General features: G+C 61.7%; 24 protein-coding genes and 3 pseudogenes. 8 read left to right on the top strand and 19 right to left on the bottom strand.

The window, feature by feature from the left end:
* Positions 1-304: 304 nt before the first annotated feature.
* The gene (locus KVY23_RS23525) at positions 305-688 is read right to left on the bottom strand and encodes a PDDEXK nuclease domain-containing protein (protein ID WP_230558393.1); all 384 of its coding nucleotides are present in this window, start codon (positions 686-688) and stop codon (positions 305-307) included.
* A gap of 25 nt (positions 689-713) precedes the next feature.
* Positions 714-1229 carry a DUF1016 N-terminal domain-containing protein gene (locus KVY23_RS23530; protein WP_230558394.1) on the bottom strand — a complete coding sequence of 172 codons (516 nt, stop codon included), beginning with the start codon at positions 1227-1229 and terminating at the stop codon, positions 714-716.
* 1258 nt (positions 1230-2487) lie between these two features.
* Between KVY23_RS23530 and KVY23_RS23535 the strand changes: the two genes are divergently transcribed.
* Together KVY23_RS23535 and KVY23_RS23540 are read left to right on the top strand one after the other, a co-directional pair.
* The gene (locus KVY23_RS23535; protein WP_230558395.1) at positions 2488-3723 is read left to right on the top strand and encodes an MFS transporter; all 1236 of its coding nucleotides are present in this window, start codon (positions 2488-2490) and stop codon (positions 3721-3723) included.
* A 486-nt stretch (positions 3724-4209) separates the two neighbouring features.
* A complete protein-coding gene (locus KVY23_RS23540; protein ID WP_230558396.1) occupies positions 4210-5256 on the top strand; it encodes an NAD(P)-dependent alcohol dehydrogenase in 1047 nt (348 codons plus the stop codon).
* On the opposite strand, the pseudogene KVY23_RS23545 reads toward KVY23_RS23540, so the two are convergent.
* Positions 5231-5494, bottom strand: a pseudogene (locus KVY23_RS23545) (XdhC family protein); the annotation flags it as partial. The gene KVY23_RS23540 and the pseudogene KVY23_RS23545 overlap by 26 nt on opposite strands.
* Positions 5495-5590: 96 nt before the next feature.
* Between KVY23_RS23545 and KVY23_RS23550 the strand changes: the two are divergent.
* Positions 5591-6460 (top strand): helix-turn-helix transcriptional regulator, encoded by an 870-nt coding sequence (locus tag KVY23_RS23550; RefSeq protein ID WP_230558397.1) that lies wholly within the window; start codon positions 5591-5593, stop codon positions 6458-6460.
* 19 nt (positions 6461-6479) lie between these two features.
* On the opposite strand, the pseudogene KVY23_RS23555 reads toward KVY23_RS23550, so the two are convergent.
* The 15 genes and pseudogenes from KVY23_RS23555 to KVY23_RS23625 all read right to left on the bottom strand — a co-directional run.
* Positions 6480-6647, bottom strand: a pseudogene (locus KVY23_RS23555) (aldo/keto reductase); the annotation flags it as partial.
* A 75-nt stretch (positions 6648-6722) separates the two neighbouring features.
* On the bottom strand, positions 6723-7490 hold the full coding sequence (locus KVY23_RS23560) for an SDR family NAD(P)-dependent oxidoreductase (RefSeq protein ID WP_230558398.1): 768 nt from the start codon (positions 7488-7490) through the stop codon (positions 6723-6725).
* A gap of 24 nt (positions 7491-7514) precedes the next feature.
* Positions 7515-8252 carry an SDR family NAD(P)-dependent oxidoreductase gene (locus tag KVY23_RS23565; RefSeq protein WP_230558399.1) on the bottom strand — a complete coding sequence of 246 codons (738 nt, stop codon included), beginning with the start codon at positions 8250-8252 and terminating at the stop codon, positions 7515-7517.
* A gap of 505 nt (positions 8253-8757) precedes the next feature.
* Positions 8758-9330: a cyclophilin-like fold protein gene (locus tag KVY23_RS23570; RefSeq protein WP_230558400.1), complete on the bottom strand. Its 573-nt coding sequence runs from the start codon at positions 9328-9330 to the stop codon at positions 8758-8760.
* Positions 9327-9785, bottom strand: coding sequence for a lipocalin-like domain-containing protein (locus tag KVY23_RS23575; RefSeq protein WP_230558401.1), 459 nt, complete (start codon positions 9783-9785; stop codon positions 9327-9329). The genes KVY23_RS23570 and KVY23_RS23575 overlap by 4 nt, the downstream gene beginning before the upstream one ends.
* A 134-nt stretch (positions 9786-9919) precedes the next feature.
* Positions 9920-10321 (bottom strand): cupin domain-containing protein, encoded by a 402-nt coding sequence (locus KVY23_RS23580; protein ID WP_230558402.1) that lies wholly within the window; start codon positions 10319-10321, stop codon positions 9920-9922.
* 46 nt (positions 10322-10367) lie between these two features.
* Positions 10368-10715 carry a carboxymuconolactone decarboxylase family protein gene (locus KVY23_RS23585; protein ID WP_230558403.1) on the bottom strand — a complete coding sequence of 116 codons (348 nt, stop codon included), beginning with the start codon at positions 10713-10715 and terminating at the stop codon, positions 10368-10370.
* A gap of 1214 nt (positions 10716-11929) precedes the next feature.
* Positions 11930-12586, bottom strand: a complete 657-nt coding sequence (locus tag KVY23_RS23590; RefSeq protein WP_230558404.1) for a Fic family protein — start codon at positions 12584-12586, stop codon at positions 11930-11932.
* A 16-nt stretch (positions 12587-12602) separates the two neighbouring features.
* On the bottom strand, positions 12603-12785 hold the full coding sequence (locus tag KVY23_RS23595; RefSeq protein ID WP_222076990.1) for an antitoxin VbhA family protein: 183 nt from the start codon (positions 12783-12785) through the stop codon (positions 12603-12605).
* Positions 12786-12940: 155 nt separating this feature from the next.
* The gene (locus KVY23_RS23600; RefSeq protein WP_230558405.1) at positions 12941-13651 is read right to left on the bottom strand and encodes a hypothetical protein; all 711 of its coding nucleotides are present in this window, start codon (positions 13649-13651) and stop codon (positions 12941-12943) included.
* A gap of 294 nt (positions 13652-13945) precedes the next feature.
* Positions 13946-14542, bottom strand: coding sequence for a hypothetical protein (locus KVY23_RS23605; protein ID WP_230558406.1), 597 nt, complete (start codon positions 14540-14542; stop codon positions 13946-13948).
* A gap of 92 nt (positions 14543-14634) precedes the next feature.
* Entirely contained in the window at positions 14635-15060 is a 426-nt protein-coding gene (locus KVY23_RS23610) for an ABC transporter permease (protein ID WP_230558407.1), read from the bottom strand.
* A 98-nt stretch (positions 15061-15158) separates the two neighbouring features.
* Entirely contained in the window at positions 15159-15764 is a 606-nt protein-coding gene (locus tag KVY23_RS23615) for a hypothetical protein (RefSeq protein WP_230558408.1), read from the bottom strand.
* A 176-nt stretch (positions 15765-15940) separates the two neighbouring features.
* Positions 15941-16699 carry an SMI1/KNR4 family protein gene (locus KVY23_RS23620; protein ID WP_230558409.1) on the bottom strand — a complete coding sequence of 253 codons (759 nt, stop codon included), beginning with the start codon at positions 16697-16699 and terminating at the stop codon, positions 15941-15943.
* A 459-nt stretch (positions 16700-17158) separates the two neighbouring features.
* Positions 17159-17482 (bottom strand): hypothetical protein, encoded by a 324-nt coding sequence (locus KVY23_RS23625; RefSeq protein ID WP_230558410.1) that lies wholly within the window; start codon positions 17480-17482, stop codon positions 17159-17161.
* A gap of 368 nt (positions 17483-17850) precedes the next feature.
* Between KVY23_RS23625 and KVY23_RS23630 the strand changes: the two genes are divergently transcribed.
* From KVY23_RS23630 to KVY23_RS23650, 5 genes and pseudogenes are all read left to right on the top strand, one after another.
* On the top strand, positions 17851-18249 hold the full coding sequence (locus KVY23_RS23630; RefSeq protein ID WP_032402322.1) for a GntR family transcriptional regulator: 399 nt from the start codon (positions 17851-17853) through the stop codon (positions 18247-18249).
* Positions 18246-19103 carry an ATP-binding cassette domain-containing protein gene (locus tag KVY23_RS23635; RefSeq protein ID WP_230558411.1) on the top strand — a complete coding sequence of 286 codons (858 nt, stop codon included), beginning with the start codon at positions 18246-18248 and terminating at the stop codon, positions 19101-19103. Before KVY23_RS23630 ends, KVY23_RS23635 begins: the two co-directional genes overlap by 4 nt.
* Positions 19100-20152, top strand: coding sequence for an ABC transporter permease (locus KVY23_RS23640; protein ID WP_230558412.1), 1053 nt, complete (start codon positions 19100-19102; stop codon positions 20150-20152). Before KVY23_RS23635 ends, KVY23_RS23640 begins: the two co-directional genes overlap by 4 nt.
* On the top strand, positions 20149-21213 hold the full coding sequence (locus tag KVY23_RS23645) for a hypothetical protein (protein WP_230558413.1): 1065 nt from the start codon (positions 20149-20151) through the stop codon (positions 21211-21213). Before KVY23_RS23640 ends, KVY23_RS23645 begins: the two co-directional genes overlap by 4 nt.
* A 151-nt stretch (positions 21214-21364) precedes the next feature.
* Positions 21365-22669: pseudogene (locus KVY23_RS23650) on the top strand (aldehyde dehydrogenase); the annotation flags it as partial.
* Positions 22670-22797: 128 nt separating this feature from the next.
* Here KVY23_RS23650 and KVY23_RS23660 read toward each other — a convergent pair.
* Positions 22798-23142: a hypothetical protein gene (locus tag KVY23_RS23660; protein ID WP_230558414.1), complete on the bottom strand. Its 345-nt coding sequence runs from the start codon at positions 23140-23142 to the stop codon at positions 22798-22800.
* Positions 23143-23188: the final 46 nt, after the last annotated feature.

Genomic DNA, 23188 nt, shown 5'->3' on the forward strand with positions numbered 1-23188 from the left:
GAGAGGCCGCTTCGGCGCTGACGCGCCGAGCATGGGTGGTGGTCTGGGCAGATTCATGACCGCCGGCGGGCACTTTCGTGTCCGCCCGTGGGCAGTTCTTATTGACCGTCAGTGGGCATTTTCGTGTCCGCCCGTGGGCAGTTTTTCATGTCCGCCGACAAGCGCCGCGCGGTGAACCGTCTCGGGTTTCTTGCCGCTCCTACACAGGAATCGAGTCACGGGCAGCGATCTGACGGAGTTGCACGGTCGCGGGTATCGGTACTGGCCTGGACCCATTCATGCCAGCCAAGCGGACACAAGCCCTTCAAGAACGCTCGTCAGAGGGCACTTCGGCACCTACTCCGGCGAGATCTAGTGCTGACGCGAGTTCGCCGTCTGAGGGCACCGACTCTTGCACGTTCGCCGCCCATGCGACGTAAAAACCCAACTTGCCGAGGTACTCCGGTTGGAACCGGCCGATCTCGAGCTCGATAACCACGAACCGAGACTGCATCCAATTGAAGAACAGTAGGTCGATATAGAAATCGTCGCCGTCGACCGCGAAATGGTATTGGCGCCCGACGAACGCGAAACCGTGGCCGAGTTCGAGCAGGAACCGCTCCATCCTCGTCACCAATGCGTCTTCGAGCTCACGCTCGGCGACCCGATCTGTCAGATCGAGAAAGTCGAACACGTACGGGTCTCGCACCAACTGGTTGGCAAGTTCGGAGTCATCAGCCGGAAGCTGGTCGTCGAGTTCGATGGTCGTTGAAGTTCGATGGTGCCGACCCGACACGTCGATCGAGCTGGTTGCGAATCCGATGGACAAGGACCTCCCGTGACCAGCCCCGATCAACTGCGGCAGCAGAGTACCAATCCCGCGTCACTTGATTGTCCAGTCGGTCGACAAGCGTGGTCACATGTCCCCACTGAAGTTGTCCAACAGCCCGTTGGACAAATGCAGAACGCGGCCACGCATCGGCGATTCGTCGCATGTAGTGCAGGTTGCTGCGGGAGAAACTACGCATCTTCGGAAACTCTGCACGCAAATCGGCGGCCAACCGATCGACGACCTTCGTTCCCCCCTCGGCAGTCTGCTGATCGAGGATGGCGCGGCCGATATCCCAGTAAAACAGCAGAAGCTCGGTGTTCACCACCCGAGTGGCCCGCAGACGCGCGGTTCGGACCAGGCGCTTCAGTTGCTCCACGAACGCGCCGTAACCCTCCGGCAGGTCTGGGACGTCGTTCACAGGCTCTCCGTTCGCATGTCGACATGTCTCACTTCAGCGCAGTCTTGCACGCGACTATCCGGCGCTGGGCACGATCAGGCTAGCCCCCACATCCGCAACACGCAATCGCATCTCGTCCGAAAATCGTTGCAGCCATTGATCTTTCGTGCACATCAGAATACGAAGCGCGCGCGATACACCGCGTGAACCCGCAGGTCGGGTGCTCAACTAGGCGCGAAGCGTTTCAATTCCACTGCACCAAATCCGTGTCCAGAGTCGACCGAGGGCGCCAGGCGCAGTGGCCCCCGGTGCGGGCCAGCGGCCACCAGCACCTCGCAGGGGTCGACACGTGTGCGGTGACCTCGTCCCAGAAATCTCACTTCACCGTTCCACTCGGCCCTTAACCACCGGGTTAAGGGCCTGAACGTGAGGACCATCGAGGCGTTCCACGGGCTGGGAAAGCCCTGGCACCCCCCCCGGATCGCTCATCACTTTGACTAGGAAAGTGATGAGTGAGTGTTGACCTGACTCTGACACAAAAAATGCCCCCGCCCAGCGTTTCCGCTGGACAGGGGCACCTGTTGTGCGCCATCAGGGATTCGAACCCCGGACCCGCTGTACGAGAGACAACAATTCAGGTGGATTCACTCGCGTCCATCATCGGCCCGCTGAGCTGGGTGTTCGGCGAATCGAGTGACCATCGGCGTCCGCGTGAATCCACTTGGGTTCGCTTCAAAGTGATGAGTAAAAGATGACTTCCGTCGACCTGCTCCCGGTCATCACCTCGGTGTGTAGAACGCAAGCCGTTGCCGTCCCAGCTGCGGCTCGTATCACCTACTTGATTGCGGGCGAAGCAACTTTCCAACTTTCCACCCGCATCGAGAATCAGGTCACTCACGTTCGACATCGAGCATGCAGTCGCGCAAAAAATTTTCGCAAGTTCGCCCCGCACCGAGTGAAAAAGTCAGCGAGATCGTAAGCACTATCCGGTCAAAACTGTTGACTGCAAACCGATTACGCTCTCATGATCGCGAGCCGATGAAGTGAACTCGAATCTCGGCATCCCCGCCACGCGCCATCTACTCGATCGACAGACGTGGGGTTCCCTGTCCGTGCCTTCTAGCAGCGCTTCGTAGGCAATAGTGTCGAAGACGGGTCAAGCCACGACGTTTGCGCCTCCTGAGGGGTAAGTAGGCATCGCACCCAGAGTAGGCCGCCGATCTCGCCTGCGCTCGGCCCGAGCTCGTAACAATAAAACCCCACCCGAAAGAACTCAACTGTGTCTCATTCCACCAATGAACGAAAGTCCTTGCCGTTCCTCGTCTACGTCCTCGCAATGGGTACGTTCCTCATGGGCACGTCGGAATTCGTCGTTGCCGGACTCCTGCCCGATATCGCCTCCAACCTCGCTATCGACATCTCGGAAGCCGGACTTCTGGTCACTGCGTTCGCGATCGGCATGATCGCCACCCCGTTGATCGCGGTGGCGGCACCCGAGATGCCCGAACGAACGACGCTTCTGCTCGCGCTCGCTGTCTATTCCGCCGGACACATCGTGGTCGCACTCACAGACGACCTGTCCATCATCCTCGTGGCTCGCTTCGTGACCGCGCTCGCAACGGGCGCATTCTGGTCGATCGCCGCATCTGTCGCGTCCCGCGTTGCGGGACCGGACGCCAGTGTGCGCGCCATCGGCCTGGTCCTCAGTGGCGGTATTCTCGCGACGGTGATCGGGGTGCCCCTCGGCTCTGTCGCCGGCCAGCTGGTGGGTTGGCGCGGTCCGTTCTGGATCCTCGCGGTACTTGCCGTACTCGCTTCAGTGCCGATTGCCCGCGTCGTTCCCGGTGGTCGTTCGTCGTCAACGGTCATCCCTCTGCGCTCACAACTCGCAGCGGTCACCACCGCACGACTCTGGGTGGTCATGACAGCGTGCGTGCTGATCTCGACGGCCGTCATGTCCACCTACTCGTTCATCGCACCCCTGCTCACAGAACGCTCCGGCCTGTCCGCCGGGCTTCTTCCCGTAGGTCTCGCCGTCTTCGGTGTCGGTGCCGTCACCGGCACGCTCAACAGCGGTCGGTTCGCAGACCGCGCGCCCTTCGTCACCGCGCTGACCGGTGGCGGCATAGTCGTGATCGCACTCGGTTTGCTGAGCGTCTTCTCGTCGTACGCTGCGCCATCGATCGCCCTTCTCGCTGTCGCGGGAATGGCCGGCTTGGGCACGAACCCAGTGCTCATGTCGATGGCCGTCCGATTCGCAGAGGGCGCGCCGACTCTGGCCACATCGCTGTGCACGTCGATGTTCAACCTCGGCACCGCCGTCGGCACATGGGTCACAGCGCAAGCGATCAGCGAATACGGACCCGCCGCGATTCCTGTCGTGGGTGCACTGTTCGCAGTGTTGCTCGTGGTTCCGCTGGCCGCGCTCGTGATCATCGACCGGGCACGTCGCGATAGCGATGCTGCGTCTGCACCGCCGCAGTCGGTCGCCGGCCACGAAGTCGAAGTTCGCTGACCGAACGCGTCGCGATGCGGCGATCGTCTGGACTGTGAAAATGCCGATGACGATCTGGTGCTCAGCATGGTTGGACGTGGTTCGAGATCGGTGTCGAACCAGCAATGGCCAGGGCTTCCGAGTTTTCATACGCAGGATTTCCGTGACGAGGCGTGGCGTGGCGTGGGTAGCAGCGACAAGCATCCCCGGCCATCGATGACTTCTGTGGAAGTGACGACTCCGAACGAATCTCACTGCCCGACGCACGTCAGCTAGCCCACGAACTGTGCTGCCTTATCAATGGTTCCACCACACTAGAAGCTGTCGGTGACCGACGATGCCGCGGATCACCTCGGACCTGTCGCTCGCCGCGGTCTCCAACGTCATGGCGGCACCGGGGGGTCATAGACCTTTCTGCTCCCGGACTGAGACAACCGAGGGGTGCCCTTTCGGTACACCTCTCATCAGACACTGGTTCGATCGGATCCGCTGTTGTTGTATCGAAGTATGACAACTTCCGCAAAGGCCTACGCCGCCACCGCAGCCGACAAGCCACTTTCCCCCAACACAATCGAGCGCCGTGACGTCGGACCTCACGACGTCCGCATCGAAATAAAATTTGCCGGCATCTGCCACTCCGACATCCACACCGCACGCGGCGAATGGGGACCGATCAGCTACCCCCAGGTCGTCGGACACGAAATCGCCGGCATCGTTACCGAGATCGGCTCCGAGGTCACCAAACACGCCGTCGGCGATCGCGTCGGAGTCGGCTGCATGGTCAACTCCTGCGGCGAGTGCGCCCAGTGCGTCAAAGGACTCGAGCAGTACTGCCTCGTCGGCAACATCCAGACCTACGGCAGCACGGACCGCGACGGAACCACAACCCAGGGCGGCTACTCCCAGCAGGTCGTCGTCACCGAGCACTTCGTCGTCAAGATCCCCGAGGGCATCGCCCTCGACGCCGCCGCGCCACTCCTCTGCGCCGGCATCACCACCTATTCCCCCCTCCGCCACTGGGGTGCCGGACCCGGCAGGAAGGTCGCCGTGGTCGGTATGGGCGGATTGGGCCACATGGCCGTCAAGATTGCCCATGCCATGGGTGCCGAGGTCACCGTGCTCTCGCAGTCGCTGAAGAAGCAGGAAGACGGACTTCGTCTGGGAGCAGACCACTACTACGCCACCAGCGACCCCGGCACCTTCGAGACGCTTGCGTCCACGTTCGACCTGATCATCAACACCGTCAGCGCCCCAATCGATCTGAACGCACACCTGTCGCTGCTCGCCGTCGACGGCGCGATGGTCAACGTGGGGGCTCCTGCGGAACCACTTCCGCTGCAGATCTTCTCGCTCATTCCCTCTCGCAGGACGTTCGCAGGATCCGCTATCGGCTCCATCGCCGAGACCCAGGAAATGCTCGACTTCTGTGCCGAGCACCATCTCGGTGCCGAGATCGAGGTCATCTCCGCCGACAAGATCAACGACGCCTGGGAGCGCGTGCTCGCCTCCGACGTCCGATACCGATTTGTCATCGACACGGCGACACTGGCCTGATCAGCCCGGGACAACGATAGAACGAAATACCGCCTGTGCACGCACACGATGTGCGTGCACAGGCGGCTTTCTGCGCCGAAATGGATACCGCGGTTTCTTCCGGCGACTGCGCATCCAGATCGAGGCCGAGAGGTGACTGCAGGCGCTGGATTGCCTGCGCGGAAATCCCTGCAGCATGGAGTCTTTCGACACGATCGCGGTGAGTACGCCGTGAACCCAGCGCACCGATGAACGCCAGGAGCCTCAGTCCCCGGGGCTTCACTTCCGGCGTCGTCGCGAAGGGTGCCCCGACAGGGCCTCGCGCGAGGTCACGATCAGCCATAACCTTGGATGTATGAACAACAAAGCCGAGGTACGCGAGTTCCTCATGACGCGCCGGGCCCGGCTGACGCCCGACGCGGCCGGCATCGTAGGCGGAATAAACCGCCGGGTCGCCGGACTGCGACGCAGCGAGGTCGCGTCCTTGGCCGGCCTCTCCGTCGAGTACTACGCACGCATCGAGCGCGGCGCGATCGGCGGTGCGTCGGCGTCCGTGCTCGATGCACTCTCACGCGCCCTGCAGCTCGACGACACCGAACACGCACATCTACTCGACCTCGCACGAGCCGCTGACGGAATTCCGACCTCCGGACGGCCGCGTCGCAAGGCCTCGCGCCCGACCAACCAGAGAATCAGTCTGCAGTGGGCGCTGGACTCGATAACCGAAGGCGTGGCTTTCGTTCGCAATCAGCGTCAAGACCTGCTGGCGACCAACGAACTCGGTAGGGCATTCTACGCCCCGATCATCGGAGACGGTGGACGAACGCCGAACCTTGCTCGATTCCAGTTCCTGGATCCGTTGTCCCGGGAGTTCTATCCCGACTGGGACACCTTCGCCGAGATGTGTGTATCCATCATGCGCGCCGAAGCCGGCCGCGACCCCCACGACAAGGGCCTTCAGGATCTCGTCGGTGAACTTTCCACGCGCGACGAGACATTCCGGACGTTGTGGGGTGCCCACAACGTTCGGACGCACGGGGCGGGCAAGAAGCGTTTCAACCACCCGGTCGTCGGCGAAATTCATCTCGCCTACGAGGAGCTCGTAGTCACCGCTGATCCCGGATCCATCCTCATGGTCTACACCGCGGAGCCAGGCTCGCCGAGCGCCGAACGCTTGCATCTACTCGGATCTTGGGCGGCGCAACACGCAGAGGCTCGAGCGTAGCCCCCGGCACGCATGCCGGTCAGGGTTCGGTGATCTCGACGTCGAATGTTGTCGGGTCCACGTCGTCGGGGTCGGGTCCCCCGCGTACACCTCGGTCGAGAGCATCCATGGCGGCCAGCTCGTCGTCGTCGAGCTCGAAATCGAACACGTCGAAATTCTGCGCGATACGTTCGGGGTTGATCGACTTGTAAAGGTCCCGAAAGGTCGAGCTGAACAGTGGTCTGCTGGACCACCCCACGAGTCCGTCGACGGTGGCCGAGCTCTACTGCGCGGTGTACCCCGCATCGACGGGCAAAGCCACGCCGGTGACGTAGCTCGCGGCATCGCTACACAGCCACAGCACCGCCGACGCAATCTCCTCCGGCCGCCCGAGCCGCCCCAACGGCACGCCGCTCGCGGCAGCGTCGGAATCGAGCTCTCCGCCCGCGATCATTCGTTCGACCATGGGTGTACTGATGGTTCCGGGGCACACCGCGTTGACTCGCACTCCATGCTGTCCGTATTGCAGCGCAACACTTTTGGTGGAACCGATGACGCCGTGCTTGGTTGCGTGATACGTGGCGCGACCAGCTCCGCCGACCAGACCACCGAGCGAGGAGCAGTTCACGATGGCACCGGACCCCTGCTCACGCATCTGTACGAGTTCGTGCTTCATCGACGCCCACACACCCCGCAGGTTCACGGCAACGATCTTGTCGAATGCGTCGGCAGTTTCGTCTGCGGAATCGACGGGCGGAAGCATGATTCCGGCATTGTTGAACGCCATGTCCAGAGTGCCGAAAGCCTCGACGGTGGCCTGGACTGCCGCGGCAACCTGATCCTCGTCGGAGACGTCGCATTGCACAGCAATCGCCGTGAAACCACTGGCGTTCAACTCGTCTGCGAGGTGCTGGGCAGCGTCCCCGTCGAGGTCGACAATGGCGACTTCGGCACCGGCTTCGGCGAACGCGCGGGCCGTTGCCGCGCCCATTCCGGCGCTGGCACCGGTGACGAACGCGGTCTTGCCGGTGAAGTCATAGGTGACGGTCATGAGGGCGTTCTCCTTCAGGTCGATTTAGCTGTGCTGCAGGTCGAGTCCGGTGTGCTGCGCCAGAGCAGCGAGCAGTTCGTTCTGGAATCGTTCGTCGTGCATCGCGGGGTGGGGCTTTTCGGTGCGCTGGTGGTGCCAGTAGCGCCCCGAGACATGAGCCTGCGAATCGTCGGTGATTGCAAGCCATGCCTGGGTCACGTGGCCGAGTTCGAGATCATCGCTGGCAGACGGTCCGCCCATCTTGGTCGGCACCCAACCGGGATCGACCGCATTCGCCAGCACCGAGGGCCACAGCCTGGCCACCGCAGCCATGAGCGTGGTGATCAGCAGCTTGCTGTCCGAATACGAGGCCGTTTCCTTCGATCCGGACCAGTCCGCGCCGACGAGGTCAGCATGCCCGCTCCGGTGCATGCTGCTGCTGAGGAAGACCAGCCGCCCCGGATCGCGAAGCAGGGCGGTGAGCACGTACGGTGCCACAACATTGACCGGCAGAAGCGAGGCCCCGTCGATGACACCGGCGTTGTGGATGACAGCGCTGATGGAACCGATACGGTGTGCTTGCTCAGCGACGTCCTGGACTTGATCCAAGTGAGCGAGGTCGCCGACAACGCCGAACGCACCGCGGGCGGTCAGGTCCTCCACCGCAGACAACCGTTGCCGTGTGCGGGCGTGAACAACCACCTCATGCCCGGCATCGAGCAGCGATTCCGCAGCGGCGCGGCCGATGCCGTCGGTCGATCCGGTGATCAATACACGCGACACGAATTCCTTCTCTCTGTCCTACCGTTACAACTACGGCACGCGATCACAGCTCATGTCATCTCGTAGATACCGCGCCACGTCCTTACCCTCGACGGTAGAGCGTCGTCAGCGTGCGAGGGAGGCCCTGCGAGTACGTGCTCCGTGGTCTTGCGTTCCGGCCCTGTTGCGGTGGACTCGGAGCCCCGTCCGTGATCAGGTGGGCCGAACGAAGGGAAACCAGGCCGCTACCGGGGCGATGACGATCATCGACACTCCCCCGATCAAAACAGTCCGCGAAAGGTTTTGTCTCGCAACTTTTCCTCGGTATTCGCGATTATCAGCGCACCGTCTGTAGAGAACGGGTTGCCAATCAACGCTCGGTTCCTGCTCGACTGGAGCTGAATACCGCCTCGATACTCCGGGGATCCGAAGCTCCGGGCACCCTCCGCACGACGCGTCATATCCCATCGGGGCCGATGGAGCCGTCTGGTCGATGGGATATGTGTGCCGGCTGCGCAGCATTGAGCTACTCCGGACGAGAAACGGTCACCGTCACATCACCGTCGATGGAACCGACAGTGTCCGAACCTGTTTCGTCCATGCTGCCAAGAATGACGATGCCTGGGAACTCGCTCTGATCGCCGTAGTAGAGGACGAAGTCGTTTCCCGGTGCGTAGTAGCCGATGTCGCCCGGGTTCGGGTCTGCGCTGCCTGGCGCTCCGTCGGTCGACAACTCTGCCGGCAGCGGCCCGGTCTTCTCGACCGAACCGTGGTCGGACAGATTCAGCGTCAGCGGGAGTTGGGCCACGAGGTCACGGCTGGCCGCGGTGTCGTTCAAGGTTCCGACGACGATCCGTTCGCCGACCTGGATGTCGATCTGCATGGCTTCTCCGTTCTCGAACTGCTCGTTCGCAGCGTCGACCGTGGCGGGGACACTCGCACTAATGACATTCGGGCTCGTGACGCTCGCGCTGGTGGAGCTGGACCTTTCAGCCGTCGACTCCGAGGCGGTCCCGGCGGAACAGGCCGCCAGCGCGAGAACCGAGGACGCCGCGACCAGACCGGAAAAGACTCGGCTCCGCACGGCCGATGCCGTCACGACGCCGACTGTCGTTCGTAGGTCACCCGAAACCCTTCGGCGGGATCGCTCGGTGTCAGCACCAGGGTGTCACCGTCGACCTCGTAGTTCCGCTCGAACGTCTGCCCGATCAAATCGCGCTCTGCCGCCGATTCCACTGTGACGGTGAGGGTTCCGGCATCAGCGTCGGTGGTGAGGTCACCGAAGTACGCCTCGTATCCCTGGACCGTCAAGGGGGTGTCCGGCGCGGACGTGTCCGGGTTCATCGCCTGCACCGACATCGTCTCGTCCGTGAAGATGACCTGCCCCGAATACGGTGTGGGCGTCAGATCGCCCTCTGTTCCGACCTCGAGCGAGGTCATCCGCCACTCGCCGGTCAGGCCGTCACTACCTGCCTCGTCCGATGCTTGCGAGCAGGCGGCGGTCGTGATCAACAGTCCGACTGCTGCGACCCCGGAGATCAAGAGTTTCTTCACGTGCTTACCTCTTTACGTTTTCGGTTGGATGAGACATGAGATATTCGGCCGAACCGGATAGGTGGGATCCCCTGTCAGGGAACATCTCCCACGTCCTCGGCAAGACCGACTCGATCGTTGGGGGCCCACTGCGATCAGCGGCCCTCGTACTGCTCATCGGTGACGTGCTCGGCCCACGTCGTCGTGGTGGCCGGATCCGCACCGTTCTGAAGCATCGCGATGTGCTCCATGTACACGCCGGGAGCTGCTGCGTGCCAATGCTCTTCGCCGGGAGGGGTGTAGAGGGTCTGGCCTGAATGAACCTCGATGATCGTGCCGTCGCGGCTTCCGAATCGCGCGATTCCCTGCGTGACGCGCAGGTACTGTCCGTTCTCGTGTGAATGCCAGGCCGTGCGAGCGCCGGGTGCAAATCGAACCGTCGCAACGACCATCGTCTGATTCGCTTCGTGCGGCATCGCGATCGGGTCCAGCCACACATCGCCGGCGAACTGCTCGGCGGGGTTCTTGGTGGTGGGAACTGCGGGTTCGATGTTCATCGAGGGCCTACTTTCTGTCGTATACCTACCAGGGAGGGGCTGAACCTCAGGACGCGTCCGAGCTGGCAGTCTCACCGAAGAGTTTCTTGGCGACGCCCATTGCCGCCATGCCCTTGGGCCAGCCCGCATAGAGCGTGACGTGCGTCAACGTCTCGATCAGTTCGCTCTGCGTCACGCCGTTCTCGATCGCGCGGCCGAGATGAAACTCGAGCTGCGCGGAGTCTCCTCCTGCCGCGAGCACGGCCACAGTCACCAGACTCCTGTCACGGGCAACTAGTTCGGGCCTGTTCCACACGTCCGCGAAGAGAACGTCGTCGGTGAGCTCGGCGAGCTTCGGAGCGAAATCTCCGAACATCGACCGCCCACCTCCTACCTGCCTGGGTTGATCGGTCATCACACAGTCCTCTTCTCACATCGGATCGTTCGCGCCCAGCGCGACTCACATCGACCAGTCAATCGCCAAAACCCTGTGTCGGGGAGTCACTGTCGAGGGGTGCACCAGCAGGGCACCTCTTGCCGGTCCGACCCAATAAGTACGATTCGATCCCGGCGGTCGGCCTCGCTGGGCTCAGGACCTGCCCCTGACCTATGCAGTGACCCCGGAGGTCGGTAGCTACCTCGCCGCTCGATCTTCGAAGCCCAGTGCCTGGCCGCGGTTCTCGCGGCGGCACCTGTCGACAGGTAGCTCGTCGAGCCGTCGGCCGCGCGGTGCAGTCACCGTTTCCACGTGGTGACTGCGGACTGAACAACACCCTCGAACTTCCCGAGGTGGGCACCACCGAACACCAGAACCGTCTGGACACCGCATGAATTGCCTATTTTTTCTCATGCTCGTCCGTCATCTCAATGCCGATACTGCTCGAGCATCTGCCGCGGAATGCCCACGGATACTGGCCGCGTTCGGTTCTGAGGGCTCAAAAAGATGAGTAAGTGATGACTGGAGCATCCACAGACGTTCATTAGCTTCCCGGCGGTGCGAATCCGGCGCATAAATCGCAGGTCAGCGGCATGGCTGCCGTAACTTGACTCTCAGTATTTGCGATTAAGAGTCAAGTCTCCGAAAGGCGCTACGCCGCTTGAGAACCCGCAGGTCACGGAGTTGTCCATTTTCGCGAAGCTTGCGGATGCCCAGACATACCCGGACAACAAAAAGTGCCCCTGACCAGCAAATACGCTGTTCAGGGGCACTTGTTGTGCGCCATCAGGGATTCGAACCCCGGACCCGCTGTAAAAGAGGTAACAATTCAAGTGGATGCACTCGCGTCCATCACAGGCCAGCTGAGCTGGGTGTTTGGGAAGTCGAGTGACCACCGGCGTCCGAGTGAATCCATCCGCGTTCGCCCCAAAGTGATGACTAAACGATGATCTCCTTCGACCTGATCCCCGTCCATATGAGTCCTGCACAGTCCCTCATCGTCTAAACGGACCGCCATGGACATTCGACTCCACCACGATTCAAAGTGATGAGCTCCCTCGTATCGCTCGAACCCCGACGTCGAGAAGAGGATACGCTGCAGATGCGCCGCGCAGAGTAGAACTTGGCCGCGCAACGGCCTTCGCCACGGCCAGCGTTGCGTACGTTCCGGCAACGATGGCAGCCACCGCAGTTCACGAAGTATCGGGGCCGAAATGGTATGCAGGATCGTCGTCGACGATCCTCGCGAACATCGTTCGGAGAGGTTCTAGGTTCTGCTCTGCCCGCGCAAGATGGCATGCGCGGTGCAGTTCAGTCAGCGCGATCGCATCCCACGCCAGACCACGCCCCGACTCGGACAACAACTGATCGAAGAACTCTCTCTGTGTACGACCGTTACCCTCCCGAAAGGGATGGGCAAAATTGATAAAGTCGTACATCTCCGCGAGACGGCCGGGTAGGTCTGCGTTCGAGATCGAACGAAGCTGTTCTGTCTCGGCGATTTGCGCAGCGATATAGTCGATCGGCCGTCCGATGTCGCCCGGCGTCATAAACGACTCGTCTTCTTTTTCGATCCCCACCGTCCGCAGTTCACCGGCCCACAGGTACACATCCTGAAACAGATGCCAGTGCAACGCCCGCAAGTGAGCCAAATCGTACGTTCGCATCATTGCGCTCGGGTTGTCGCGCAGTTCAGCTACCCGCACTTCGACGAGGTCGTTCTCGGCAGCAGCCAGGGCTTCCCTGGTTGTTGCTCCCACGCGGTTACGCAGCACGGACGAGCCTGGAATGAAATATCCGACCCAATTCAGGTCGTAGTCGCCTGTATCCCACGGAAGTGCGTCATCCACCGGAAGGCGACCCGGATCAGGAGAGGTTGTACCGGCTGCGCACCCGGTACCCGAGCTCGGCGATATCGATCTCGCCGCGAACATAGGCATCCTGGTCCGCACGGGTCGCGTCGGTACTGCGGGCACCCTCGAGAGCGCTGTTGGTGCGAGCGGCATCGATCGCCCGCGCACGATCACCCGACGGTCGTCGTATCGACATCCGACACCTCCTTGAGTCCGTTCCTATTCTACTGCCTGGCGCTTCGAGATTCCTGGACGAGCACAAGGGCGCAGGCAGCGTCACAGCCGCAGCCTGGTCCTGAGCATTCGCTCGCCTCCATGACGATGGACGTTACGGCTCAGCTTGCAGCAAACCTAGCCAGAGCGCGGACGCCTCTGCGCTTGAACCTCTCTGATTACGGCGACAGACGCCATGGCCAGGAGAATGACAAGGCCCGCGAACACCACTGTAATGACGACGAGCGAGGGGTTGGTGTCCGTGTCGAGTAACGGACGGTCGGACCAAGTGACCTGCTCGTCGATCGACTGACGCGCCGTCACGTCCGCTGACGGCACCACCTCGATCGTGCCGTCCTCATCAAGAATTCGTGTCCACCTAACGTCCGACGACACAACGTACCCAGGTGTCGGAGGATTCCCCGCCACTGTCACATTTTCTCTCGGAAGCCAATTAGTCTGCCCGAACCCCAGCACTAACAGGACCACAACGCCTGTCAGAGCGACTATCAAAGAAAGCGCTACAGATGCCGCAGCAGCGGCCTTCACCCGCTGATTCCCAGTCAGCCTCGCAATAGAACCACAGACCACTAATACCAAAAGAAATGCGAAATTACCGATAAGATACGCGGCTGGCATTGTTGCCAGCGTCAGAACTAAGACGACTATTGCCGGGAGTAATAAATATCCCGATGTCGCGCCTGGACGGATATCTAGTTTCTTTTTGTTTCTGTTGCTGACATTGGCTGCCCAGGAAATGAACCACCAAAGAGCAACTGTTGACCAAACAGGGAGGAGCGTTGCCAGAACAAGGGCTGTCACGTCGAGGTCCTGGACGAGTGCTCGCATTGTCTCAGTGTTTCCCCGAGAAACAACAAGGATTCTGGAACCCGCGTAGACGACAGGGAGCAATCCGATCAGCCAGGCAAAGTTGGCTAAGGTCGGCCTATCTTGATAGTTGGATGTCGACGCCTGGGTCATTGTGGATCGGTCCCCATTCACGGTTGGTTTTCGCGGGATCTTTGGTTGAACAGTCCTGGGACTGGTGGAGAACGTGATTCACCAAGAGAATGCAGAACGGATAGCCTTGGCCCACTTGGGGTCGGCCGCGTGGACACGCACTCCGCCCAGACCAACCAGAGGTCAGTTGCCTTGCTGGAACTCGGCCCAGTTGTCGGACAACACATTTAGCCGAGCAAAGTCGCCCGGGTCGACAGTGCATCGGGCGGTGTAGACCCATCCGCTGTCGTACACCACCGATACGCGCCTGCTGTCGACGAAGAGCACGCAATCATCGACTATCGATACTGTCGAGAACCGCACACCGCCCACCTCCGTCGGTCCCACACGCCGGTCGTCGTTCTGCAGCATCGAAAGCGCCAGGCTCTCCATCTCCCCGTGGGCCCGCTCGAAGTCCCTGCTTCCCGGGGTAGGGACCACCACGAACACCACCGCCGCTACCATCACGAACAGCGGCGCGATTACGGCAGTCCAGGGTAGTCGACGGTCGCGCCTCCAGGAGCGGTACAACCGCACCAACCAGACAAGCCCGACACCGGCCAACCCCAGAATCGCCACCCACAAGAGAACAAACTCGATGAGGATGTTCGCGGCGGGTGACGGATAGTGCCAGTACTCATACCGAATGGCTGCTAACAGCGCTAGGAACGGGACAACCGCCAGTGCGGTTCCGAGACCGAGCCACCGGCGCCTCGTCCCCACATCGCTACCTGTCAACACGCACCCCGTCCGAGCGATTGGTACCCGACAGCTTTCCACCCGCACCGTACCCGTCCAATGGCACTACAGATCCGATCGCGGCGTCACAGTCCTCACGCCAATTGGCCGGGACCACCTGCCGGCGTTGCCCTTCGCAGGACAGTGGGTTGAAACGTCGCGGTAATCGCTCCGAGCACGGCCATGGGAAGAGCAAAGATAAGCAAATTCAAGTATGAGTCAGTCGTGATGCGGAATACGCCGACGACGAACAGACCGAGGAGGACGGCGACGGCGAGCCAGGACGCCGACTTCCGCATGGCGATGGCCGCCACCGCGGGTGGCGTCGCCACTAAGAGTCCCACGCCGACCAGTGGCCAAACTCCCAGCACATCGATCGCTCGGTCACCGCATTGATAGGATCTGCTCTCGCCGATCTTCGAGCATGCCATGGACACATCGAGCATTGTCAGCGACGTCGCGTTCCACGCGGTGAATGCCAGAGCGGCCACGGCCAAAGCCCACCACACTGATCTCGCCATGCCCGCAGCCTAACCTTCACGTGCGGACAGACCCCGCCTCAGCGTCGAGCGCAAATCCACGGAATCGCAATGGTCCGGCTACCGGCTGCGCTGCAGGTCTAAGGGAAGTCCCAATAGAGTTCGCCGCCCTCGACGACAGGAACCCATCCTTTGCACGGGCCGCTGGTCTCGAGGGAGTCTGCGACGTCGTGCAGCATCGCTCCGATCGAGGGCCAGCGCATGGTGCCTTCGTCGACGACGTCATCGCTCGCGAACCCTGCGACGCATCCTGCGGCGTCCCCGTCGCGAGTGTCGACGACAAGTCGGCAGCGGGTGTTGTCCGACGCAATCGGAATGAAGCTGGGAAGGTAGGTGAACGCGGTCGTTCCGGCAGGATCTGCCATCAGCTGCCGACCTTCGATCTCTTCCAACGCTGTGGTGGAGTCCGCCCAAATCCCCACGAGGCTACGCCAATCGACGACGAGCTCCGTAACTGTCATCGGCCTTTGACCCGGCAGAATCTGAGGGAAGGCGCGGCCCTGGTCGCTACCGTTGTGCAGGGCGAACCACTCCCTCAACTCTGGCGTCCATGTCCGACCCGTCGCACTCTCGGCGTCTCGAACAATCCTCAGATCGGCGGGTGGGTTGAGTCCAGCGGCCGTGACGGGCGCATACGCGTCGCACCACGAAAGAAGTCGCGCCCACTGGTCCGCAAGCTGCGTCATGGACCGATCGTAGCGGCGGAACAGATCACGCCTCGAGTCATCCTGGGGGCGTCATTCATCCGAGATTGCGAAGCGATCCCCGAAGGTAGCGATGAACCCCTCGTATCCGCCCATACCGAGTGTGCCCTGCCCAAGGCCCACAGCCACACGATTGCGGGACTCGATGAATGTCGCTGTCAGCCTGTCCACGTCCACGTCAATCGGCCGTGGACGACGTCTGCCTTCCAACCGCCAGCGAACGCGCCGCCGCCTTCCAGAGCGTCTGCGAGGTCCGCGAGTAGAGCACTCAGGGACATCCATTGGGGTCCCGAGTTGTCGGCGAACGTTTTGTCGAACCCGCTGATGCAGCCGTACAGAGGTCCTGGCCTGGTGTCGACGAACAAGAAGTTTCCGTCGACCCCTGCGAACGGAATGAACTCGGGTAGCCATGTACCTGCGACGACCCCCGCTGGCTGATCAACTGCGTCGCCGCTGAACTCAGCCCACACTTCCAACTCGACTTGCCGCTCATCGAGAACACGGTCGAGATCGAACAGCTCGTGCTCAGGGAACAAGTTGATCCACTGGTCCACCGGAAATCCGTTGACAAGGGTGAAGAAGGTACGAAGCTCTTCGGGCCAGTCGACCTCGGTACGCGTGGCCGTCTCGTTGACAGCATCCGGCAGCGCCTTTGGGATGCTCGGTGATGCGAGATGCTCACCGAGCCACGCTTCGATTCGGCACCACTGCTCTGATATTGAGCTCGCAGGTGTGTCGTACCGAGTGGGACCATGCGCGGCGACGGGGACGGTTTCATGCGTGGACCGTGGGGATCGATCACGTTCGTTCTCGATGGCCGCCTGGATCATTTTGGCCATCTCGTCGTCGCTCACGTTCTCGTCGCCGAACGGCACCGAGTAACCCCGCTCCCCGTCGATTCGGACTTTGCCGAGCATGCTGATCAGCGTTTCCGGCTGAGGGCGAGCGAGCGAGCGGCCAGCAGTGGTTACCTGTTCTATCGCCGATTGACGGTTCGGTGCGTCGCCGCTAAAGGACCGATTCTGTCCACGTGCGGCGTCCCACACTGATGCGAACCATTCCATGTGCTCAGCCCCTCAACTTTCGCGATCTGAATTCCGACAGCGTCCGACTATGTGAGGACTCCGTCTGCCCTAGCCCTCAGCCCTCCTGCCGGCCCTATGCACGGTGCCCGGGAGCGGTGGGTTGAGGTTGGCTGCAGTCACTGGCGCTCGTTTTCCGCCACGAGATTGTGCGCGCCCACTCGTCGGAGAGTTGGTGCATGAGCGAACCATAGCCATGGAATACGGCCACGTTTCGAGTAGGTCGACGACCGTCGGACGGCCGTAGCGTGTGCATCTGTCAGCTACGCGCTTCGCGGAATGAGGTGGCGTCTATCATTTTCCGCAAAGAGATCCGATATCGGCGACGACGCTCCCATCATGCGGGTCGACCCATTGCGCGCCGGTTTCGCTGACTTGTGCACTCAGCAGATGCCGTCCCTTACTCGGCCACTGCACGAACTCATACCCAGCCAGGTCCGTTTGCACTGTCTCCGCAACCCACGCGGCCGCGTCTGCGTAGGACGCATCCATCGACATACCCTCGCCGCGATTGAACCCGCCGATGCCGTCGACACTTCCCCAACCGATACCTACATAATAGTCGGAGTTGATCTCGAACTCCCACACCAGGCGATCCAGTGTGACCTCGCGTCCCACCCGACAGCACCTCAAATCGCGCGCGACCGCATCGAGCGCACGCATCCATGCCTCGGGCGGCTCGACCTGAGGATTACCCCGGTCATCCTGACAGGATGCCATATGGTCTGTTTTTTCGCTCGCAGGAAACCGTGACAGCGTATGCCCGCGTTGGGGCGGGGAACTATACGACCACTCCCGATATGCAGGTTTACCCGCTATTGGTCAGAACCGGCTGGTGCGCAACATAATTGCGCCTTACCGGCCGAGGTGAACGCCTGTGGGGTGTACGCGTGAAAACTCCACATGATTCAACCGCACTCGGAACAGTAGCGGAGGAACCTGTGTCATACTTATTCCACTAACTCACTAGTTGAATGCGAGGGGTGATGATCGCGTATCGGATCGATCGGCGTTCAGGCATCCCCGCGTATGTGCAACTGGTCCTGCAGACCAAGCAGGCACTCCGCCGCGGTGAGCTGGCGGTCGGCGACCAACTCCCCACAGCGAAGGACGTTGTCGACATGCTCACGATCAATCCCAATACCGTCCTGAAGGCGTATCGCGAGCTCGAACGTGAGGGTCTGGTTGCGCCTCAGCCTGGTGTCGGCACATTCGTCGTTGCATCCCTGGCCAAACCCGGCATGGCGGAAAAGGCGGCGTTGCAGCGCGAGCTCAACCGATGGCTGGATCACGGCATCTCTGCAGGCCTGGACAGGGGCGACCTCGAAGCGTTGGTCGTATCGGCACTCGACTCCCGCTACGACAACGAAGGAGAACAGCCATGACCGACACAGTGCTGACGATGACAGGCGTCGACAAGTCGTTCCGCCGAACCCCAGTACTCCAGGACTGTGTGTTCTCCGTGGAACGTGGCACGGTGACCGCCCTCGTGGGGTCGAACGGCGCGGGCAAATCAACGCTCATGTCCCTTGCGGTCGGACTGTTGAGGCCAGACCGAGGTGAGGTCATCGTTCTCGGTCAGCGAGTCGGGCAACGCGGAATCACCCCGGGGCTGTCCTATCTGGCTCAACACAAACCGCTGTACCCGCGCCTCACCGTGAAAGAGATGCTGCATTTCGGGCGGAGTACGAATCCGTCGTGGAACCATGATTACGCCACCGAGTTGGTCGACGCCGCCGACATTTCGATGTCGGCGAAGATCAAATCGCTCTCGCCCGGACATCGAACCCGCGTCGCGCTCGCCCTTGCTCTCGGCAGGCGACCGGAGCTGCTGTTGCTCGACGAGCCACTGGCCGACCTCGACCCTGTTGCCCGACGCGATGTCGCGCGGACCTTGATGCGCGACGCCGCCGAGCATGGCACGACCATCGTCCTGTCCTCGCATGTCCTCTCGGAGCTCATCGAAGTGGCAGACCAGCTTTTGTTGTTGCGGGAGCACCGTATTCGGTTGGCCGGAGCGATCGACGACATCACCGATGATCACTACCTCATGGCCGGATCCGGCGATCCCGCGGCAGCGGCGCAGGGTGGTTCGGTGATTGCCGAAATCAACGGTCCCAGCGGTACGGCCTTCGTCGTGCACGGCACGCGCCCCGCGGTCGCGCCCGGTTGGCGGATCGACGATGCGACCCTCGACGACGTCGTCCTCGCGCACCTCAGGGCCAGGAGTGTGTCGTGATTCGAGTGACGTGGAGACAGTTCCGCGGAACGATCCTCGTGGGTGTGTTGACACCGCTATTCCTGGCAGTTGCGATCGCAGCAGTGACGTCGGTCGCCAGCCGTATCGGGTCGCCCAACGTCCTGTTCGATTGTTTCGGGTTGTCCACCACGACATGCCTGACGGAAACGGCGCTGACCCTCGGGAGCCTGGCGACCCTCGCGCTACCCGTCGTGCTCGGTGTCTTCGTCGGGGTAACGGTGTTCTCGCGGGACATCGAGCGCGGCACTCACGTTCTGGGTTTGACTCAGGCAGTGGGACGTATGCGCTGGTACTGGACACGCGTGTTGGTGGTGTTCACCCCTGTCGTCCTTGCGATGGTGGTCCTCGGGTACGTGGTGCTGTGGTCCCGGTTCGGATCGAACCCGTACGGGGGAAGTCTCGTCGACGCCATCACCTCGCGTCTGGAGTTCCCGACGTTCGGCACCATCGGTGTCGTGCCTGCGGGCTACACAGCGCTAGGGCTGGTCATCGGAAGTTCCGCAGCGTTGTTGTTACGCAACACGATCGGCGCAATGATCGTCACTCTCATTGCCACCGTTGCTGTCATCGTCGCTTTCCCTACCGTCGTTCGCGAGCACTACGCAACACCGGAGGTACGCCACCTCACCCTCGATGCAAGCGAGTCCGGCCGAAGCGTCGCCTACGCCATGGACCCCTCCGAGATTGAGCGACCGAGCTGGCCCGTCGACTCCTACTACGCAAATAACAGCGGCGAACGCCTCGATCTTCCATCCGGGGCGTGTCCATTCGATGACGGCCAGTGGCCCGAGCCACGGCCGGACGAGACCACCGCCGATTTCGACTTGCGGTTGGACGCCTTCATCGCGAATCGTTCCCAGGTCCGTATGGATTGCTTGCGGTCGCTCGGAGCCGATCACTACGACAACCACTTCTTCGAGGACCGCATGCTCTGGCGATTCCAGTTCACCGAAGCGGCACTATGCCTGCTGCTGGCGGCGGTACTGGCCGGCGTTTCGACGCTCTCGGTTCGGCGGTTGTGCCCGTGATCTGGTCTGCATGGCGATTGAATCGCACGCCTCTGCTGGTTTCGCTGGTGTTCATCGCGATCTTGATCGTGTCCGCGGTGACGGCCGGGATGTACGTCCCGGACTACCCCCAGATTTCGTGGTCGTTCTCGCGAATGTGTTCGCGTTGGAACGATGTCGGGCCCTGCAGGCCGGAAACCGCACTGACCTTGGCGACGCTGTTCGCGCTGGTCCTGCCGTTGCTACTCGGGATGTTCGTCGGAGTCCCTACATTCGCGCGCGAAGTCGAGCCCAGGACTCATGTACTTTCATTGACTCAGGCGGGCAGTCGAATTCAGTGGTACTTCGCGCGCATCGTCGTGGTGTTCCTGCCGATCTCGGTGGCCATGACGTGCCTCGGCCTGGTTCTGCACTGGGCGACCGGCCTGTCTCGGGATTCCTCGAGCGCCGAGTATGGACCGTCGGTCAGCTTCTCGTGGTTCGACTTTCCGCATTTCGAGACGGCCGGCGTAGTTCTCGGCGCATACACGCTCCTGATGTTGCTGATCGGTAGCACCCTGGCGCTGATGTTCCGCAGCGGAGTCATGTCGATGCTCGCTACACTTGTCGTCTTCCTGTTCTTCGTTCCAGTGGCATTCACGTGGATTGCGCGCGAGCACTACGGGACGCCCATTGTTGTCAGCGAATCGATCAGCGGCCTGGCCCGTGAATCGGAGTATTCCCCGAATCCGTACTACACCGACGACGGAACGTGGGTAGTCGGTGCCGGCTACGTGGATGCCGCGGGCGACCGCGTGAGACCCGAAACCGAAGGCTGCGCAACACCGTATTCGGATGACTACCTGAAGAGACGAGATGGCGAGTCGGATGAACAGCTCAGAGTCCGAAGTCAGGACGAATATCGTGCGCGCGCAGACCGATTCGACGAATGCCTCCGCGATCAGGGCGTCGACCGCTACGATATTCGCTTCTTCTCCGAGGACAGCTTCTGGCGATTCCAAGCCATCGAGACCGGGCTGATGCTCGCATTCAGCATCGCAGTCAGCGGAGCCGGACTGTACAGAGTCCGACGACTGGACTGAATTGGCCTGCCTTAGCGACACAGCAGACGAGGCGGTCTCGTGTATCGCAGTGGTCTTACCGGTCCAACGGGTTGGCGTCAAAAGAGTGGGACTCGATTGATGCTCCGGCCGTGGATGGGTAGAGGATGAACCCCGCAGCCGCTGCAGGACTGCGGCGCGCAAGGTATTCGACGACCCACAAGGATGGTCGAGCTGGGAGCCGGCACGGCGCGCAGATGTTCTCGACAGATTCGCCGATGAGTACGACAAACGCAGTGAAGAAATGTTGTACGCGATCTCGCAACAGAACGGAATGCCGATTGCGATCGCGCGCCAACTCGAAGCAACGTTTCCACCGGCTCTGCTGAGGTTCTACGCGAATCTCGTACGCACTACGCCTATCGAGGACATCCGCAACGGTTTGTTCATGCGGTCAACCATCGTGCGGCGCAGTCCGATCGGCGTGGTCGCAGCGATCGTCCCGTGGAACGTTCCGCAATCGTTGACGGTGACCAAGCTCGCTCCTGCGTTGGCAGCAGGCTGCACGATCGTCATCAAACCATCCCCCGAGACCGTTCTGGATCCTTACATCCTGGCGCAGGCCGCCGAAGCCGCAGGCGTTCCGGACGCAGTCATGTAGATGGTCCCGGGCGGACGGGACATCGGTGCCTACCTCGTATCGCATCCGAACGTCGACAAGGTGGCCTTCACAGGATCGACGGGGGGTGGTAGGGCGGTCGCCGCAGCATGTGCGGAGCAGCTGCGCCCGGTTACCCTCGAACTCGGAGGCAGATCGGCTGCCATCATTCTCGATGACGCCGATCTGAACTTGGCGACCGTCGGGCAATCGTTGTTCGCAGCCACGCTGGCCAACAACGGTCAGGTGTGTTTCCAGGGCACTCGAATATCGGCTCCGCGCAGCAGGTACGACGAAGTCGTCGACACCTTTGCAACCCTCATCGACAACGCACCCGTCGGAGACTCCCTGGACGAGGCGACGCTGATCGGACCGATGGCAAGCGAGACGCAACGGGAAAGGGTCTCTCACTACATCGACATCGGCACGCGCGAGGGCGCGCGTGTTGTCGTGGGCGGTGCCGGTCGACCCGCAGGCACGGACCGAGGATGGTTCGTCAAGCCGACCCTGTTCGCGGACCTCGACAATTCAGCGACCGTCTCCCGCGAGGAGATATTCGGCCCGGTTCTCTCGGTCATCGCCTATGACGGGGATGATCACGCAGTCCGCATAGCGAACGATTCTGATTACGGTCTAGGAGGGAGCATCTGGTCATCCGACCCAGAGCGTGCACTGAATGTCGCACGTGAGATCGAAACGGGTTCCGTCGGCATCAACGGCTATCTGCCGGACCCGACATCACCGTTCGGCGGTGTGAAATCGAGCGGACTCGGACGAGAGTTCGGGCCCGAAGGTCTGGCTTCCTTTCAACAGCTAAAATGTATCTACCGATTCGCGTGACCTTGACGTGAGCCTCCCGCCGAGGCGACGGAGGAACGAGCAGTCTCAACCACGGCTGGAATCGGTATCACTCCCTTGGGTCCGATGATGGCGCAGGCGAATCCGATGGGCGTCGAGTGGACCCACCTCTACGGCGGGCGCACAAGAACGTCCGTGGGAGCCCCCGACGACACCGAGGTGTACGTGTGTGGGCCAGAGGTGAAGCTCAGGACGGAGCGGTTCCTACCAGCGGTACCGGCTAATGCTGCCTCCAGGGCGGACATCCCGTCGGCTCCGACCCGGTCGTCTGGCACCGCCACGTAGAAGCCCGGCGCCAAGCGATGTAGCAGACCCGAGTCCGTAAGCCGCGCGAACTCGGCCCGCCGGTGCGGGTACACCCGCGCGGCCGTCGCGGCCCGCACCATCCGCATCGGAAGGCGAGCAAACTCTGGAGGTAACCCGGTCTGACGGCGTCGAACATCACCCGAAGTCACGCGCACCTCCGTCGAGTACCAAATACGTAGGGTTCAGGCCTTCAAA

Origin of the sequence: Rhodococcus sp. I2R, assembly GCF_020889545.1 — a bacterium.
Taxonomy (GTDB): domain Bacteria; phylum Actinomycetota; class Actinomycetes; order Mycobacteriales; family Mycobacteriaceae; genus Rhodococcoides.